We start from the raw sequence: 16,844 nt of genomic DNA on the forward strand, positions 1-16,844 counted from the left end.
GGTCGTCACGAGCCATCCTCCTTGTCGGTAAGGCTCCTGGTAGTGGTGTCGGCTACTTCGGCGCGACCTCGTCGCACCCCCTGCTGGAAACTCGTCAGACGGTTGCGCACCCTGTCCGGGGACATGGACGGCGCCGGGCCGGACGGCGTGGGAGCGGCCGTGCCCGGTACGAGATTCGCCCGGGGAGTGCGCTTGGGCAGACCCGCGGCGGTGATCCCGCCGAGGGTGGGGTCGCTCACCGCCTGGGCGGCCCGCCAGCCGGCGTCGGACGGGGTGTTCCAGCCGTCCGGGTCGCCCGCCGTCGCGGATCGCTCCGCCTCCGCTCCCACCGAGGGTGAGACCGGCTCGTGAGCCGCCTGGTGGACCGGTACACCCGCCGGTGGCGTGGACTGCTCGCCGGACGTGCTCGCCGGCGCAAGGGGCGCGGGCACCCCGCCCTCCGCCGGACCTTCCGCCCGGCGGAACCAGGCCGACTCGACCGAGGCGAAGATGGGCAGGTACTCCTCCTGCTCGGCTTCGAGCGGGGAGACGCCCGCCGTGGGCATCGCCCCCGCCGGGTTCTCGTACTCGTACTCGTATGAGGACTCACCCCATGAGGAGAATCCCTGGGTGGGGACACCCCCGCCGCCTTTCAGCCCGCCGACCTGGCGCTTGGGCAGTGGCGTGCCACCTGCCGGAGCACCGGACGAGTCCGCCTGACCTGCGGAGGCCTGCCGTTCCGCGGCGAAGTGGTCACCGGGCAGCGAGGTCGAGCCGAACGAGGGTGCGTCCGGGGTGGACGCCTGCCCGAACGCCCCCTGCCCAAAGGAGCTGTGACCGAAAGAACTCTGCCCGAACGAATCCTGCCCGTACGAGGGTTGCTGGACGGGCGGGCGACCGATGGGCGCCTGGACGGAGAAGTCCCCCGAGGCCGCCTGCTCCGCCCCCCAGGAGTCCGCACCCCAGGAGGGGGTCCGCACCGGCTGGCCCTCCTGAGTGACGAGTTCCGGCGGGAGCAGCACCATGGCGACGAGGCCGCCGCCCTCCTGCGGGCGCAACTGCACCCGGATGCCGTGCCGCAGGGCCAGGCGGCCGACCACGAACAGGCCCATCCGCCGCGACACCGAGACATCGACCACGGGCGGCTCCGCCAGCCTGCGGTTCGCCTCGACCAGTTCCTCGTGAGTCATGCCGATACCCGGGTCGCTGACCGCGAGCAGCGCACCGCCGCCCTCGATCGCACTGCTGGAGACCACGACCCGGCTGGCCCGGGGGGAGAACTGGATGGCGTTCTCCACCAGCTCGGCGACCAGGTGCACGATGTCGTTGGCGGCGCTGCCCGCGACCGAGATCGTACGGTGCACCCTGACCTGGACCCGATCGTAGTCCTCGACCTCCGACAGGGAGGCGCGCACGACGTCGACGAGCTTGGCCGGCTTGCTGCGCCTGCGGAGCGGCTCGTGACCGGCGAGGACCAGGAGGTTCTCGGAGTTGCGCCGCATGCGGGTGGCCAGGTGGTCGAGCCTGAACAGGTCGGCCAGGCGGTTTCCGTCCTCCTCGCCCTTCTCCAGGCCGTCGATCAGCGAGATCTGCCGCTCGACCAGGGTCTGCGTGCGACGCGACAGGTTGACGAACATCGCGCTGACGTTGGAGCGGAGCTCGGACTCCTCGGCGGCCAGGCGAACGGCCTGCCGGTGGACCTCGTCGAAGGCCTTGGCCACCTCGCCGATCTCGTCGGTGCTCTCGACCGGGATGGGGGCGATCTCGGGTGTCCTGGTGTCGCCGGAGACCCGTAGCCGTTGCACCACCTCGGGAAGCCTGAAGCCCGCGACCTCCAGCGCCTCGGCTCGCAGGCGGCGCAGCGGCGTCACCATCGAGCGGGCGATGACCACCGTGAGGCCGAGCACCAGCAGGAGCAGGAGCAGGATCAGGGCGGACGTGATGATCGCGTTGCGCTGCTCGGTGTCCTCAAGCATCCGGGCCCTGGCGACCACGTCATCGGCGACCCTGGTCTCGACCTTCCGCATCAGGTCGAGGACCGCGGTGTTGTCCGAGAACCACTGCTTGACATCGTTGGAACCCGACAGCAGCCGTCCGGTGTGCCGGGGGTCGCCGGCGAGCACGATCGCTCTGGACTTGGTCAGCTCGGCCCGGTACACCCTCTCGTCGATCATGGCGCTGGCGAGGAGCTGGCCGTTGGCCGGGCTCGCCTCGACGCTGAAGTCCGCCTCGAACTCGTTCATCCGGGAACGGGAGGCGATGAACTTCTCGATCTCCTGCGGGTTGATCAGCGAGGGCGCGTAGTAACCGGCCAGCAGGCGGGCGCGCTGCTTGGAGACCTCCTCCTTGGCGTACGCCAGGGCACTGAGCGCGCGGGTGTTGCCGATGATCTCCGAATCGTCGCTGACCAGCGTGAGCTCCTCGTGGAGCTTGAGCAACGGGGCGATCATGTGGCTGTAACGTTCCACCCGGGTCGTGCCCGGCAGGCGGCGCAGCTCGGGAAGGCCTTCCAGCTGGTAGGCGACGCTCCTGGCCGCCTCGACGGCTCGGGGGCCGTAGGAGTCGTCGATCGCCTGGACCTCCACCAGCACCTTCTTGGCCAGTGCGTCGACCACCTTCCGCTGGGCCTCCTCGCTCTCCTTCAACCCCTTGTCCGAAGGCTGGAACGATGCCCAGGCACCTCTGTCACGTTCCAACCCGAGCGCCTGGGCCAGATCCCGAAGACCGCCGGAGTACTCCGCCGCGGCTGCGGTCCGCTGGTATCCGGCGACGCTGTCGACGGAGGCCACCACGCGCGTGCCCGCGAGCACGACACCCACTGTGGTCGGCACCAGGATCAGAGCCGTCAGACGCGAACGGACACGCCAGTTCTTCAGGCCGAACCGGGCGGCAGGCCGCTTGCCACGGTCGGGTGCCGAAGCACTCCCGTTATCGGATGTCGCCGTCGCCACAGCTCTCGCTACCCCTCAATCACGACACAGATGAACAACATCAGACCACAAGGTCACGTGAGAGAATCGACAAAACCGACATATCGCCTTTAATCGTTACGAAGGCGACGAGGGGGCGATCATCCGCGGCTACCGCAGGGCAGCCAGCACCTGGTCCCGTATCTGAGCTCGCTGGACCTCGTCGGTCAGTGGACGGCCGGCTCTGTCGACCACGTAGAAGACGTCCACCGCCTCTGCGCCGAGAGTCTCCACACGGGCAGCCCGTACGTCAAGGCCACATTCACCAAATGCTCTACCAATCCGCCACAAAAGTCCCGGACGGTCATGGGCGCGCACCTCGATGACCGTCGCGGTGTTCGACGCGTCATCCACCAGGTTCACCCTGGGCGGCGCCACCGGCACCCGGGCCGGGCGCATCGACCTGCTCCTCCTGGCGAGGCGCTGCTCGATGTCGAGGCGGCCGGCCAGGACCAGCCGCAGGTCGGCCTCCAGCGTCGCGGGGTCGGGCGGCGAGCCGTACTCGGGAACGACCGAGAACTCGATCACGGCGGTCGCCCCCGCCGAGGCCGCCGACGCGGCCCGGACCACCATCCGATGCGCGGCCAGCACCCCGGCCGCACGCCAGAGCAGCCCGGCGCGGTCCGGCGCGACCACGGTGACCGCTCCCCCGTTGATCCGCACGGCGCCTCCGCCGTGTCGGGCCAGGGACGCCTGCTCCACCGAGAGCGAGGGCGCGGGCCGCAGCGGAGTGCCGGAGAGCGCCGAACGGACCCGGCGTACCAGATCGGTGACCAGTGAGGCCTTCCACGAGTTCCAGGCGGCGGGCCCGGTGGCGTGGCCGTCGGCCACGGCGAGGGCCGCCAGCAGTTCGAGCACCTCGCGCGTACCGACGGCCTCGGCCACCCGGGAGATGGTCACCGGGTCGTCCAGGTCGCGGCGGGTGGCCGTCTCGGGCAGCAGGAGGTGGTGGCGGACCACGGTCTCCAGGGTGTCGACGTCCGCCGGGGGCAGGCCCATCCGGGTCCCGATGTCGCGGGCGACGACGGCGCCGGTGGTGGAGTGGTCGCCGGGGTATCCCTTACCGATGTCGTGCAGAAGCGCCGATATGAGCAGCAGGTCGGGCCGGGAGACCTCACGGGTGAACGAGGCGGCCCCGGCGGCGGCCTCGATCAGGTGCCGGTCGACCGTGTAGCGGTGCACCGGGTTGCGCTGCGGGCGGTGTCGCACCCGCTCCCAGTCGGGCAGCAGGCGGACCAGCATCCCCGCCTGGTCCAGCTCCTCCCAGACCGGCACGGCCGCACGCCCGGCGCCCAGCAGGGCCACCAGGGCATCGCGTGCCTCGTCCGGCCAGGGCACGGGGAGTGGCGGCGACTGGGCTGCCAGCGTGCTGACCGTGGCGGGCGCCAGCGGCAGCCCCGCTTCGGCCGCCGCGGCGGCGGCGCGCAGCACGAGGGTCGGGTCCTTGCGGGGGTTGACCCCGCGGGCCAGCACGACCTCTCCGCCGTGCTCGACGACGCCGTCGGCGAGCGGGCGGCGGCCACGGGGGGTGGGACCGGTCAGCAGCCGGTCGACGGTCCGCCAGGTGGCGTCGAAGGCGTGCCCGATGGTCCTGGCGGCCTCGGCGAGCCTGCGCATCAGCGCCTCGGCGTCGAGCAGGCCGAGAATCCCGGCGACCGCGTCCTGCTCCTGGAGCACCAGCCGGTCGGCACCTCGGGCGGTCACCAGGTGCAGGCCGTGCCGGATGTCGAGCAGCAGCTCGTAGGCCTCGCGGACTCGCGGGCCGGGAGCCGAGGCGACCCAGGCCGCCGCCACGGCCTGCATCGCCTGCACGTCACGGATGCCGCCGCGGGAGTCCTTGATGTCGGGTTCGAGCAGGAACGCCAGCTCCCCGCTCGCCTCCGCCCGCTTGTCCGCGGCATCGCGCAGCTCGCCCAGGCGGCGCCGGGAGTCGGCCCGCCACTCGGCGAGCACGACCTCGCGTGCCGACCGCGTCAGCTCCTGGTCTCCCGCCACGTGCCGGGCCTGGATCAGCCCGAGGACCGCCTTGAGGTCCTCCCTGGCCACCCTCGCCGCCTCGTCCACGGTCCGCACCGAATGGTCGAGGCCGATCCCGGAGTCCCAGATCGGATACCAGATGCGGTCGGCGATACGCGCCACATCATCTCGTCCGTCGTGGAGCAGGACCAGGTCAAGGTCACTGCCCGGCGCGAGCTCCGAGCGGCCCAGACTCCCAACCGCGACGAGCGCGACTCCGCTGAGGGCGCCGCGCTCGTCGTTTCTCGTCATTCCCCCGTTGTGCCCGTACGGCGTGCCGCAGGCGGTCCTGACCAGATCCGTCAGCCAGCGGTCGATGTCCGCGGCCCGTTCCTTACGGGCCGCGGCGTACGAGCGAGTGTCGCCTCTCACCGGTTAGAGCGCCTCAGGTCCGCGTTCCCCGGTGCGGACGCGGATCACCGTGTCCACAGGAACGGACCAGACCTTGCCGTCGCCGATCTTGCCGGTCTGCGCGGCCTTGACGATGACGTCGATGACGTCCTCGGCGTCGTCCTCCTCGGTGAGCACTTCGAGGCGGACCTTGGGCACCAGGTCGACCTGGTACTCGGCACCCCGGTAGACCTCGGTGTGGCCGCGCTGGCGGCCGTAGCCGCTGGCCTCGCTGACCGTCATGCCCTTGACCCCGAACTGCTCCAGGGCCGCCTTCACATCGTCCAGTTTGAACGGTTTGATGATCGCGGTGATGAGTCTCATGCGTCCACCTTCTTAGACGCCGGGGTGGAAACCGGACCGTTGACGGCCGCGACACCCGAGGAGTGGATGGTGCCGAGGTCGTAACCGGTCTCGGCGTGGGTGGTGATGTCGACGCCGGCGATCTCCTGCTCCTGGGTGATGCGGAAGCCCATCGTCTTGTCGATGATCTTCGCGATGATCCAGGAGACGACGAAGGAGTAGGCGCCGACCGCGACGGGACCGAGCACCTGCACGCCGAGCTGGGAGATCGGACCGCCGTAGAAGAGGCCCTTCTCCTGACCGTCGGCGAACGGGTAGGCGGCGACGAAGCCCAGCGCCACCGCGCCCACGACACCGCCGACCATGTGAACGCCGACCACGTCGAGGGAGTCGTCGTAGCCGAGCTTGTACTTCAGGCCGACCGCGTAGGCACAGGCGACACCGGCGAGCGCGCCGATCACGAACGCCGCCCAGGGGTCGACGAAACCACAGGCCGGGGTGATGGCGACCAGGCCGGAGACCGCACCGGAGGCGACACCGAGGGTGGTGGAGTGGCCGTCGCGGAGCTTCTCGACGAGGATCCAGGCGCCGGCCGCGACCGCGGTGGCGATCTGGGTGTTCATGAACGCCAGGCCGGTCGTGCCGTCGACGGCGAGCTCGGAGCCCGCGTTGAAGCCGAACCAGCCGAACCAGAGCAGGCCTGCGCCGAGAAGGACGAGCGTGAGGTTGTGCGGCCGCATCGGGTCCTTGCGCCAGCCGACACGCTTGCCGATCACGAGCGCGACCGCCAGGGCCGCGGCGCCGGCGTTGATGTGGACGACGGTGCCTCCGGCGAAGTCCTCGATGCCGAGGGTGCTCAGCCAGCCGCCGCCCCACACCCAGTGGGCCACGGGGAAGTAGACGACGGTCGCCCAGACGAGGGCGAAGACCACCCAGGCGCCGAACTTGACTCGGTCGGCGAGCGCGCCACTGATCAGCGCGACCGTAATGATGGCGAAAGTCATCTGGAACGTCGAGAAGACCAGACTCGGCATACCGGTGCCGTCATCCTTGGTCGCCGTCTCGACCAGGCCGCTCAACCCGATGTTGTCGAGCCCACCAATGATCTTGTTGAGGAATCCAGAGCCGTCCCCGACGGCGTCGAAGGCCAGCGAGTGACCGTAGAGAACCCAGGCGATCGTCACGACGATGATGCTGACCCACGACATCATCATCATGTTGAGAACGCTCTTCGCCCTGGTCATGCCCCCGTAGAAGAAAGCGAGACCTGGCGTCATGAGCAGAACGAGTGCGGTGCTCGCGAGCATCCAGGCTGTGGAGCCGCTATCGATCTCCATGCGAAGCGACCCTCCTTCCAATTGGCGTTTTGCCGGTTTCACATGCAGTGGACGCTTCCAGGGCTCCGTCGACCGGCCGCGCACTGACGTTGCGCCACAGCGTGTTCTTCCGCCGTTTCAAGGCGCGACCCTGCGTGTTTCACATCTGTGAATCTCGGCCACACGATGTTTCCATCGAGTTTCGGACCGGGCATGCCTCGACTTATCAATGACCCAAAAGATGCCCAGGTGGGCAACCACCCGGGCCATCGGAGGGCCGCCGATGACCACGCGCATGACCGCCGCCACGCCCGTCATGTCCCCTCATCCGGACGAATACGTTGAGCCGTACTCCCTACCCGGCGAAGGAACCGAACTGATCGCTCCCACCACGATCCCCGCCGCCGTCACGCCGCGCGATCTCCTGCCGCCGTTCACGCCGCGCGATCCCAACCACCGTTCACGCCGCGCGATCTCCTGCCGCCGTTCACGCCGCGGTGGGCTGGTGGTCCGGCCGGCCGTCTCACTCGCTGTCTGGTGATCCAGGCCTCCGGCCTGCTCGGGCGCTGTGGTTACGGACTCTTTTCACGCCGGCCGGACCACCCGCCCACCTCCGCTTGACAGGCTCCCGCCGTACGGACTGCGAGCCGTAGTCGCTCACTCTCGGACCGCCCAATGGCCCCTGCGCGGCTGAAGCAAGCCGTACGAGATCGCTCAGCGCGAATCGCCGTAGCTGAAGCGTCGCTTTCGAAAGGAGCGCACGGCGAACCCCAGCCGCCGGCCACCCGGTGTGAGCCCGATCCCCCCTCAACCCCCATGAAACCGCCCCGCCCCCGCCTCGGCCCAGCCCCACGCACCCTCGGCCCGGCCCCGCCCCCACGCACCTTCGGCCCAGTTCCGCCCCCACGCACCCTCGGCCCGGCCCCGCCCCCACGCGCCTCCGGCCCAGCCCTGTCCCTGTCTCGGCCCAGCCCTGCGCTCCTTCCCGCAGTGGCGCTTCAGCTACGGCGCCTCACCCGAACGGCCCCGCGGAGATCGCTTCAGCCACGCACAGAACACCGGGCGGCCGGAAAGAAACCCACTACGGCCCGCACGCCGTACGGCGAGACGGCGTGCAGCGGAGGTGGGCGGGCGTTCCGGGCGGCTTAAAAAGGCCCGCAACCACAGCGCCCGAGCAGGCCGGAGGCCTGAACCACAGGACAGCAACTGAGACGGCCGCCCGGAACGCCCGCCCACCGCAGCGGACACAGAGCCAAAGCACCGCAACGGGCACAGAGCCAAAGCACCGCAGCAGGCACAGAACCAAAGCACCCACAACGGGCACAAAGCCAGAACACACCCAGAAAAACGATCCGGCACGCCCCACAGGGAGCGTGCCGGATCGCAGACGGCTCAGGCCGCCGTGGCCATCTTCCGCAGCCGGGCCAGGGCGTCGCGCTCAATGCGGCGGGCGCGGTCCCTGCCGATGCCGTAGCGCTCGCCGACCTCGGTCAGCGTGTGCTCGCGGCCGTCCATCAGGCCGTAGCGCCAGCGAAGCATCTCGCGGGTCTGCCCCTCCAGCCCCGTCAGCCACTCCTCCAGACGCTCGCGCTCAAGGACGTCCATCGCCTGCTGCTCGGGATCGGCCCACGTGTCGTCGGCGATCATGTCGCCGAGTTCGGTCTCGTCCTCGTCGCCCACGCCCAGTTGCAGGGAGACGGGGTCGGAGGCCCAGCGGCGGAGCTCGCGGACCCGCTCGATGGGCAGTTCGAGTACCGCCGCCAGGTCGGCGTCGGTCGGCTCGGCGTCGAACTCGGCCAGCATGTCCCGGCGGACCCGCATCAGCCTGGTCATCTGCTCACCCGCGTGGGTGGGCAGGCGGACCGGCCGGGCCTGCTCGTGGATGGCGCGCCCCACGGACTGCCGGATCCACCAGGTGGCATAAGTCGAGAACTTGTAACCGCGCCGGTAGTCGAACTTCTCAACCGCGCGAACCAACCCCAGGTTTCCCTCCTGAACCAGATCGATCAGCGGCATTCCCCGCCCTGAATATTTGCGCGCAACGGCCACCACAAGACGTAGATTGGCCTGGATGAATTCATCCTTGGCCCTTCGTCCGGAAACGGCCAAACGCTCAAGCTCCTCATCGGCGGCGTCCGCGATCCGCGGCTCCGTCAACCCGCCGTCCAGCAACTGCTCAGCGAAGAGACCCGCCTCGATCCGCTTGGCGAGTTCCACCTCTTCCTCCGCGGTGAGCAGGGGCACCCTTCCAATCTCTGCCAGGTAGGTTCCGAGCAGGTCCCTGTCAGAGACATGCTGATCCTGCGTCCGATTCCCCGTCGGCCTTGCCATTCGATGGCACCTCGCTCCGGCTGCTTATGACGTGTCCACCCGCTCGCTCAACGCCCCATGCGCGCGGACACGTCGCTTGACTTTTCAACGGCTGGATCAGGGCAAAGATTCCCTCAAGAAGTACGCCTGGAGAATGGTTCTGAACTCCTCCTCAGGGAGGATGCCTCCCGACGCCGCGACAAGGCCCGCGACTGCCCCCGGCAAAGAGGGCTAAACCAGACGGCGTCCCTCCTTCCACACCTGTGTCACCAGCGGCACCCCCGGCCGGTAGGCGAGATGGACGTACGTCGGGGCGTCCAGGATCACCAGATTCCCCCTGGTTCCCACGCGCAGCGTGCCGACGTCCCCGCGGCGCAACGCCCTGGCCCCGCCGTAGGTGGCCGCCCTGATCGCCTCCAGCGGCGTCATCCGCATCTCGCGGACCGCCAACGCCACGCAGAAGGGCATCGAGGAGGTGAAGGAGGAGCCCGGGTTGCAGTCGGTGGCCAGCGCGACCGTCACCCCGGCGTCCAGCAGGCGGCGGGCGTCCGGGTAGGGCGAGCGGGTGGAGAACTCCGCGCCGGGCAGCAGGGTGGCCACCACTCCCGCCGACGACAGCGCCGAGACGTCGTCGTCACTCAGATGGGTGCAGTGGTCGGCGGAGGCCGCACCCACCTCGGCGGCGATCCGTGCCCCGGGGCCCGCGCCCAGCTGGTTGGCGTGGATCCTCGGCAGCAGTCCCGCCTTCATCCCGGCGAGGAGGATCTCCCTGCTCTGGTCGGCGTCGAAGGCGCCGCGCTCGCAGAACACGTCGACCCACCGGGCGTGCGGCGCGCAGGCCTCCAGCATCTCCCCGGTGACCGTGCGGACGTACTCGTCGGCCGAGGAGGCGTCGGGGGGCACCACGTGCGCACCCAGGTAGGTGGTCTCCTCGGTGAACCCCCGCGCGATCTCCAGGGACCTGCGCTCGTCCTCGACCGTGAGGCCGTAACCACTCTTGATCTCCACCGTGGTCGTCCCCTGGGCGAGCATCTCCGAGACCAGGGCGGCGGTGAGCGTCACGAGTTCGGCGTCGGAGGCGGCGCGGGTGGCCGACACCGTGGTGCGGATGCCACCGGCCGTGTAGGGCAGGCCCGCCATGCGGGCGGCGAACTCGGCCGTGCGGTCGCCAGCGAAGACGAGGTGGGCGTGGCTGTCGACGAACCCAGGGATCACGCAGTGCCCGTCCACGTCCACCCGCTCGTCGGCGCAGGGAGCCGCACCGGCGGGCCCCGCCCACACCACCTCGCCGTCCTGCACCACCAGTGCCGCGTCCTCGATCTCCTCCCGCGCCGGATCGCCCGTGTAGAGCAGTCCGATGCGATCGAAGAGGGTGCTCCTCACCTGCCGGTCCTCGCTCGTCATACCGACCTCCCCGCTCGTGCCTCGATGATCGCCTGGGTGAGCATGCCGCCCACGTCACCGAGTACGTGCCTGCCCTCGGTGACCACGCGGCGGCCCCCCGACACCACGGAGTGCACGTCGGCGGCCGTGGCGGCGAACACGACGGTCTCGGCCAGGTGCGCCGGGGAGGCACCCGCCGTACGGACCGAGTCAAGGCGCACCGACACCAGGTCGGCCCACGCGCCGGGGACGAGCATGCCCGCGCAGGCGAAGCCGAGCGAGTCGTGTCCCGCCGCCGTGGCGGCGTGCAGGAGCTCGGCGGCCGACCAGTGACCGCGCCGCTCGGTGGCCAGCCGCTCGTCCAGTTCGACCGCGCGGGCCTCCTCGAACAGGTCGACGACCGCGTGACTGTCCGAGCCGAGCGTGATGGGCGACCCCGCGTCGAACAGCGCCCTGGCCGGCCCGATGCCGTCGGCGAGGTCGCGCTCGGTCGTGGGGCACATGCACACGCGCGTGCCGGAGCCGCCGAGCAGCGCGACGTCCACGTCCGACAGGTGTGTGGCGTGCACGGCGGTCGAGCGGGGGCCGAGCGCGCCGTGCGCCTCCAGCAGCTGGACCGGGCTCGCGGAGTACGCCTCCACGCAGGCGGCGTTCTCCGCCCGTTGCTCGGAGACATGGGCGTGGAGCGGGACCGCGTGGTGGCGGGAGAACTCGGCGACCACGGGGATCTGCTCGGGCCTGACCGCACGGACCGAGTGCACGGCCACACCGACCTCCACGTCCGGATCGCCCCGGTAGTGGGTCGTGAGCGCCTCCACCCGTGCCGCCCACCCGTCGGCGTCGCCGTCACCGAACCGCAGCTGGACACCGCTCAGCGGGGTGCCGACGCCACCGGTCAGGTAACAGGCGTCCAGCAGCGCGATGCGCAGCCCCGCCTCGCGCGCCGCCTGGACGAGCACGTGGCCCATGGTGTTCGGGTCGTCGTAGCGCCTGCCGCCCGGACCGTGGTGCAGGTAGTGGAACTCCCCGACACAGGTGATGCCGGCCAGCGCCATCTCGGCGAACGCGGCCCTGGCGAGTCTGAGATAGGAGTCGGGGTCGAGGGTCTCCGCCACCTCGTACATCTGCTCGCGCCAGGTCCAGAAACTGCCCTTCTCCCGTTGCGTCACCCCGCGCAGGGCGCGGTGGAAGGCGTGGGAGTGCGCGTTGGCCAGGCCGGGGATGGTCAGCCCGGCCAGCCGGACGGCTCCGCCGGGCGGGGTCGCCACACCGGTGACGATCTCGGAGATCACCGTGTCGTGGACCCTGACGAGCACTCCCGCGACGGCCTCGCCCGGTGGCAGCCAGGCCAGCTCGCACCAGTAGTTCAGCTCGCGCACAGGTCCTCCAAGGCTGCGGCGAGGACGGTGACCCCCGCGTGGCAGTCGGCCGTCTCCGCGTGTTCGTCCGGAGAGTGAGAGATGCCCGTCGGATTGCGGACGAACACCATCGCGCTGGGCACGCCCGCGGACGCGAGAATGCCCGCGTCGTGTCCGGCCCCGGTCGGCAGGACGGGGGCGCCCCCGGCGGCGGCGGCGACCCGCTCGCGCAGGACCGCGTCGAAGTCGACGACCGGGGTCCACGACTCGACGGTGACCTCGGCACCGGAGAACTCGGTCAGCTCGGCGACCAGCGCCCTGACCGCGTCCTCGTCCCCGCCCCTGGCATCCAGCCAGGCGCTGACCAGTCCGGGGATGGCGTTGGCGTTGTTGGGCGACACGCGCGTCCTGCCGAAGGTGGCGACCACGCCGCCGCGCTCGGCGGCCTGGCGGGCGTGGAGCACGGTACGGGCGAAGGGCAGCATCGGGTCGTCGCGGTCGGCCAGCCTGGTGGTGCCGGCGTGGTTGGCCTGGCCGTGGAAGTCGAACCGCCAGCGGCCGTGCGGCCAGATGGCCGAGGCGACGCCGACCGGCGCGTCCCGGTGGACCAGGTCCTTGCCCTGCTCGACATGGAGCTCGACGAAGACCCCGACATGCCGCAGGGTCTCCTCGTCCCGGCCCAGGGCGCCCGGGTCGCGCCCGGCCCCGCGCAGTACCTCGGCCAGCGAGTCGCCCTCGTCGTCGGTCAGGGCGCGCGCCCTGTCCGGGTCCAGGATTCCGGTCAGCAGGCGGGAGCCGACGCACGGGACGCCGAACCTGGCGCCCTCCTCGTCGCTGAAGCAGGCGATCCCCAGGGGGCGCGCGGGCCGGAAGTCCCTGGCCCGCAGCAGGTCGAGGGCGGCGAAGGCCGACACGACTCCCAGGGGGCCGTCGAAGGCGCCGCCCTGCCGTACCGAGTCGAGGTGGCTGCCGGTGACCACGCCCGGCCGCACCGACGGGTCACCCCACCAGGCCCACAGATTGCCGTTGCGGTCCTCCCTCAGGTCGAGGCCGCGCCTGGCCGCCTCCTGTCCGAACCAGCGCCGAAGCTCCAGATCCGCCGGCGACCACGCGTCTCGCAGGTAGCCCCGGGTCCGGCCATCACGTCCGAGGTGCTCGATGGCACCCCACATCTCGTCGAACACCCTCCCATTATGTGAATGATCCCATTCATTGGCGAGTCCGCCGCACCTTCACCCGGTTCCCTGTCCCACGGAGCCGCTCCGCCTCGCCGGGCAAAAAGCCGTACGGCCCACGGCCGCGCCCTCAGTTCAGGGGGCCTGCGGCGGGACGAACGGTGATCTCGGTGACGTGGGCGTCGGGTGACGCGGTCAGGGCCGCCTGCACCACCCTGGCCACCGAGTCCGCGTTCAGGTACCTCTCCGGCTGGTAGGGACCGCCCTCCTGGACCCGTACCTCACGCTGCATGTCGGTGTCGACCCGTCCGGGGTAGATCGTCGTCACTTGAAGCTCCGGCTCCTCCAGGCGGAGCGCGTCGGCGAAGGCGCGCAGCGCGAACTTGCTCGCCGAGTAGGAGCCCCAACCAGCGCCGGCCCGCTGTCCGGAGCCGGAGTTGATCAGCACCACGTGACCGCGCCCCGCGCGCAGGGCGGGCAGCAGCAGCCGGGTCAGCTCGACCACCGCGATCACGTTGACCTCCATGGTGTGCCGCCACGCCTCGGCCGGGGTCTCCTCCACCCGCCCCAGGTGCAGCACGCCCGCGTTGTGCACCAGCACGTCGAGCCGGTCGATGGCGGCGACGTCGGCCTCCGTGACGGTGGTGAGCTCCACCGGCCAGGGCCGCGCGCCAGGCAGGGCGGAGGCCATCTCGGCCAGCGCCTCGGGGTCGCGGCCGCCGAGCAGCAGGTCATGGGTGGGGGCCAGGGCGCGGGCGATCGCGGCGCCGACCCCTCGCGAGGCACCGGTGACCAGTGCGGTCGGACGTACGAGCATGTCGATCACCCTATCCGGATCAGCCGAACCGTTCGGTGAAGACCCCCGCCTGGTCGGTCATCCGTTCGTACTCCTCCAGCCGGGCCTGCGTGCGCAGCGGCGCCGCGTCCGCCATGGCCTCCACCAGCACCATGGCCAGGGCCAGTGGCGCCGCGTGCGAGTCGAAGACCAGCCGTTCGCCGACGGGGGCGGCCAGGACCGCGTCGGCCTCGAAGGGCACGTCCCGCCGGTCGGTGATCACCGCCGTACGCAGGCCCAGGTCCCGGGCGCCACGCAGCGCCTGCAGGGCCTCGGCCGGGTAGCGGGGCAGGATCACCGCGACCAGCCAGCTCGCCCCCGCGCGGCGCGCCGCGTACAGGCCGTCGGCCAGCTCGGAACCGCCGTGGGTCAGCAGGCGGACGTCAGGGTGGATCCGGCGCGCGAAGTAGGCGAACGTGGTGGCCAGCCCGCTGGACACCCGCAGGCCCACCACCGGCAGAGGCTCGCATCCCGCCAGCTTGGCGCCCAGCTCCGAGATGTCGGAGGGGTCGCCCAGCGCGTCGCGTACGCTCCGCAGGTTGTCGATCTCCACATCTATGGCCGCCTGCAGGTCGTTGGCCCGCGACGGCCTCCGCCCGCCCACGACGAGGGGCCGCAGCGCCTGTCTGAGCTCGGGATATCCCGTGAAACCGAGCACCATCGCGAACCTCGTCACCGACGGCTGGCTGACCCCCGCCCGCTCGGCCAGCTCCACGCTGGACAGGAAGATGGCCTCGGACAGGTGGTCGCCCAGGTAGCGCGCGATCCGCCGCTGCACCGGCGACAGCCGCCGCCCCTCCAGAAGCTGATCGAGTCCGTCCCCCACGCCCTCTCCAACCGCTCGACACTCCACGAGCATTCCCCTCCCCACCCCGCCCCGCTGTAGTTCATACACCCGGGCGGGGTGGGAGTGAGCGGCGCCGGCAGGATTCACCCCCGGGATCGGGACACGGTAGGCGGATCGGTGCGGGTACCTCCCCATCAGGGCCGGCGCGCCCCGGCCGGAGCCCGAGCGTCCGGCCGGGACCCGCGCCTCCGGTCAGGATTCGCGCATCGGGATGCGGACGTCTCGCTCCTCGGCCACGGCGACGGCCTCGTCGTAGCCGGCGTCGGCGTGACGGATGACCCCCATGCCCGGGTCGTTGGTGAGCACCCGGTTGAGCTTCTCGGCACCGAGCCTGGTGCCGTCGGCGACGGTGACCTGGCCGGCGTGGATGGAGCGGCCGATGCCGACGCCGCCGCCGTGGTGGATGGAGACCCACGCGGCACCGGAGGCGACGTTGAGCATGGCGTTCAGCAGCGGCCAGTCGGCGATCGCGTCGGAGCCGTCGGCCATGCCCTCGGTCTCCCGGTACGGGCTCGCCACACTGCCGCAGTCGAGGTGGTCGCGGCCGATCACCAGCGGAGCCTCGATCTCCCCCGAGGCCACCATGTCGTTGAACCGCTCCCCGGCCAGGTGGCGCTCCCCGTATCCGAGCCAGCAGATACGGGCGGGCAGGCCCTGGAAGTGGACCTTCTCCCCGGCCAGCCGGATCCACCTGGCGAGCGGCTCGTTGTCAGGGAAGAGCTCCAGGATCGCGCGGTCGGTCTTGGCGATGTCGGAGGGGGAGCCGGAGAGCGCGGCCCAGCGGAACGGGCCCTTGCCCTCGCAGAACAGCGGCCGGATGTAGGCGGGCACGAAACCGGGGAAGTCGAACGCGCGGCCGTAACCCGCCAGCCGGGCCTCGCCCCGGATCGAGTTGCCGTAGTCGAAGACCTCGGCTCCGGCGTCCTGGAAGCCGACCATGGCCTCCACGTGCTTGGCCATGGCCTCGCGGGCCCTGCGGGTGAAGCCCGCCGGGTCCTTCTCCCGTTCGTCGGCCATGTCCTCGAAGGCCACGCCGATCGGCAGGTACATCAGCGGGTCGTGGGCGGAGGTCTGGTCGGTGACGACATCGATCTCGGCGCCCCTGCGGAGCAGTTCGGGCACGATCTCGGCCGCGTTGCCCTCGACCCCGATGCTCAACGGCCTGCGCTGGTCGCGGGCCTCGTACGCCAGGCGCAGCGCCTCGTCGAGGTCGGCGGCGCGGACGTCCAGGTAGCGGTGCTCAATCCGCCGGTCGATCGACCTGGGGTCGCAGTCGACGCAGATCACCACGCCGCCGTTCATGGTCACGGCCAGCGGCTGCGCGCCGCCCATGCCGCCGAGCCCGGCGGTCAGCGTGATCGTCCCCGCGAGGCTCCCGCCGAACCGCTTGGCGGCCACGGCGCCGAAGGTCTCGTAGGTGCCCTGCAGGATGCCCTGGGTGCCGATGTAGATCCAGGAGCCCGCCGTCATCTGCCCGTACATGGTCAGTCCGGCGGCCTCCAGGCGCCGGAACTCCTCCCAGTCGGCCCAGTCGGGCACCAGGTTGGAGTTGGCGATGAGCACCCGTGGAGCCCACTCGTGGGTGCGGAACACGCCGACGGGACGGCCGGACTGCACCAGCAGCGTCTCGTCGCCCTCCAAGCTGGTCAGGGTGCGAGTGATCGCGTCGAAGGAGCGCCAGTCGCGGGCGGCCTTGCCCGAGCCGCCGTAGACGACGAGCTGTTCCGGATGCTCGGCCACCTCGGGATCCAGATTGTTCTGGATCATGCGAAGCGCCGCCTCCTGCGGCCATCCCTTGGCGGTGAGCGTGGTACCGCGCGGCGCGCGCACAACCCGGCTGCCGGTCATGCCCGGACCTCCCCATCAAGAATGAATGAATACATTCATATTTGTCACCTGGAGGCTACAGGTCAACCCGGGAAGGGATGTCACGGCAGGGGGTGTCGCGGGCGGCACGCCCGCG

General features: G+C 70.9%; 12 protein-coding genes. 1 reads left to right on the forward strand and 11 read right to left on the reverse strand.

Annotated elements, in window-relative coordinates; translation table 11 throughout:
• Nucleotides 1–5: 5 nt before the first annotated feature.
• From ABZU75_RS27800 to ABZU75_RS27815, 4 genes are all read right to left on the reverse strand, one after another.
• Nucleotides 6–2,789, reverse strand: a complete 2,784-nt coding sequence (locus tag ABZU75_RS27800; RefSeq protein WP_355560117.1) for a nitrate- and nitrite sensing domain-containing protein — start codon at nucleotides 2,787–2,789, stop codon at nucleotides 6–8.
• 270 nt (nucleotides 2,790–3,059) lie between these two features.
• Nucleotides 3,060–5,336, reverse strand: coding sequence for a [protein-PII] uridylyltransferase (locus ABZU75_RS27805; protein WP_350930327.1), 2,277 nt, complete (start codon nucleotides 5,334–5,336; stop codon nucleotides 3,060–3,062).
• Between the two features lie 3 nt (nucleotides 5,337–5,339).
• The gene (locus tag ABZU75_RS27810; RefSeq protein ID WP_030906290.1) at nucleotides 5,340–5,678 is read right to left on the reverse strand and encodes a P-II family nitrogen regulator; all 339 of its coding nucleotides are present in this window, start codon (nucleotides 5,676–5,678) and stop codon (nucleotides 5,340–5,342) included.
• The gene (locus ABZU75_RS27815; RefSeq protein ID WP_355560121.1) at nucleotides 5,675–6,994 is read right to left on the reverse strand and encodes an ammonium transporter; all 1,320 of its coding nucleotides are present in this window, start codon (nucleotides 6,992–6,994) and stop codon (nucleotides 5,675–5,677) included. Before ABZU75_RS27815 ends, ABZU75_RS27810 begins: the two co-directional genes overlap by 4 nt.
• Before the next feature lie 262 nt (nucleotides 6,995–7,256).
• Here ABZU75_RS27815 and ABZU75_RS27820 point away from each other — a divergent pair, with 262 nt between their 5' ends.
• Nucleotides 7,257–7,514 (forward strand): hypothetical protein, encoded by a 258-nt coding sequence (locus ABZU75_RS27820; protein ID WP_355560124.1) that lies wholly within the window; start codon nucleotides 7,257–7,259, stop codon nucleotides 7,512–7,514.
• Between the two features lie 851 nt (nucleotides 7,515–8,365).
• On the opposite strand, the gene ABZU75_RS27825 is transcribed toward ABZU75_RS27820, so the two are convergent.
• The 7 genes from ABZU75_RS27825 to hutU form a co-directional block, all read right to left on the reverse strand.
• Nucleotides 8,366–9,304 (reverse strand): sigma-70 family RNA polymerase sigma factor, encoded by a 939-nt coding sequence (locus tag ABZU75_RS27825; RefSeq protein ID WP_343972014.1) that lies wholly within the window; start codon nucleotides 9,302–9,304, stop codon nucleotides 8,366–8,368.
• A 210-nt stretch (nucleotides 9,305–9,514) separates the two neighbouring features.
• Nucleotides 9,515–10,687, reverse strand: coding sequence for an imidazolonepropionase (gene hutI / locus ABZU75_RS27830; RefSeq protein ID WP_355560128.1), 1,173 nt, complete (start codon nucleotides 10,685–10,687; stop codon nucleotides 9,515–9,517).
• Nucleotides 10,684–12,045: a formimidoylglutamate deiminase gene (locus ABZU75_RS27835; RefSeq protein WP_355560131.1), complete on the reverse strand. Its 1,362-nt coding sequence runs from the start codon at nucleotides 12,043–12,045 to the stop codon at nucleotides 10,684–10,686. Before ABZU75_RS27835 ends, hutI begins: the two co-directional genes overlap by 4 nt.
• On the reverse strand, nucleotides 12,033–13,196 hold the full coding sequence (locus ABZU75_RS27840) for an allantoate amidohydrolase (RefSeq protein ID WP_355560144.1): 1,164 nt from the start codon (nucleotides 13,194–13,196) through the stop codon (nucleotides 12,033–12,035). Before ABZU75_RS27840 ends, ABZU75_RS27835 begins: the two co-directional genes overlap by 13 nt.
• Nucleotides 13,197–13,329: 133 nt before the next feature.
• A complete protein-coding gene (locus ABZU75_RS27845) occupies nucleotides 13,330–14,016 on the reverse strand; it encodes an SDR family oxidoreductase (RefSeq protein ID WP_355560134.1) in 687 nt (228 codons plus the stop codon).
• Between the two features lie 19 nt (nucleotides 14,017–14,035).
• Nucleotides 14,036–14,860, reverse strand: a complete 825-nt coding sequence (locus ABZU75_RS27850; protein ID WP_350924876.1) for a MurR/RpiR family transcriptional regulator — start codon at nucleotides 14,858–14,860, stop codon at nucleotides 14,036–14,038.
• Nucleotides 14,861–15,073: 213 nt separating this feature from the next.
• Complete coding sequence (gene hutU, locus ABZU75_RS27855) at nucleotides 15,074–16,729, reverse strand: urocanate hydratase (protein WP_355560137.1); 1,656 nt, start codon at nucleotides 16,727–16,729, stop codon at nucleotides 15,074–15,076.
• Nucleotides 16,730–16,844 lie beyond the last annotated feature (115 nt).

This window comes from Streptosporangium sp. NPDC005286, assembly GCF_040607515.1.
Classification (GTDB): domain Bacteria; phylum Actinomycetota; class Actinomycetes; order Streptosporangiales; family Streptosporangiaceae; genus Streptosporangium.

Excerpts from the sequence above, each read along its gene's own strand:
- ABZU75_RS27820 (WP_355560124.1), top strand. The coding sequence starts at position 7,257 with ATGACCACGCGCATGACCGCCGCCACGCCCGTCATGTCCCCTCATCCG.
- ABZU75_RS27825 (WP_343972014.1), bottom strand. The coding sequence starts at position 9,304 with ATGGCAAGGCCGACGGGGAATCGGACGCAGGATCAGCATGTCTCTGAC.
- hutU (WP_355560137.1), bottom strand. The coding sequence starts at position 16,729 with ATGACCGGCAGCCGGGTTGTGCGCGCGCCGCGCGGTACCACGCTCACC.
- ABZU75_RS27815 (WP_355560121.1), bottom strand. The coding sequence starts at position 6,994 with ATGGAGATCGATAGCGGCTCCACAGCCTGGATGCTCGCGAGCACCGCA.
- ABZU75_RS27840 (WP_355560144.1), bottom strand. The coding sequence starts at position 13,196 with ATGTGGGGTGCCATCGAGCACCTCGGACGTGATGGCCGGACCCGGGGC.
- ABZU75_RS27845 (WP_355560134.1), bottom strand. The coding sequence starts at position 14,016 with ATGCTCGTACGTCCGACCGCACTGGTCACCGGTGCCTCGCGAGGGGTC.
- hutI (WP_355560128.1), bottom strand. The coding sequence starts at position 10,687 with ATGACGAGCGAGGACCGGCAGGTGAGGAGCACCCTCTTCGATCGCATC.
- ABZU75_RS27810 (WP_030906290.1), bottom strand. The coding sequence starts at position 5,678 with ATGAGACTCATCACCGCGATCATCAAACCGTTCAAACTGGACGATGTG.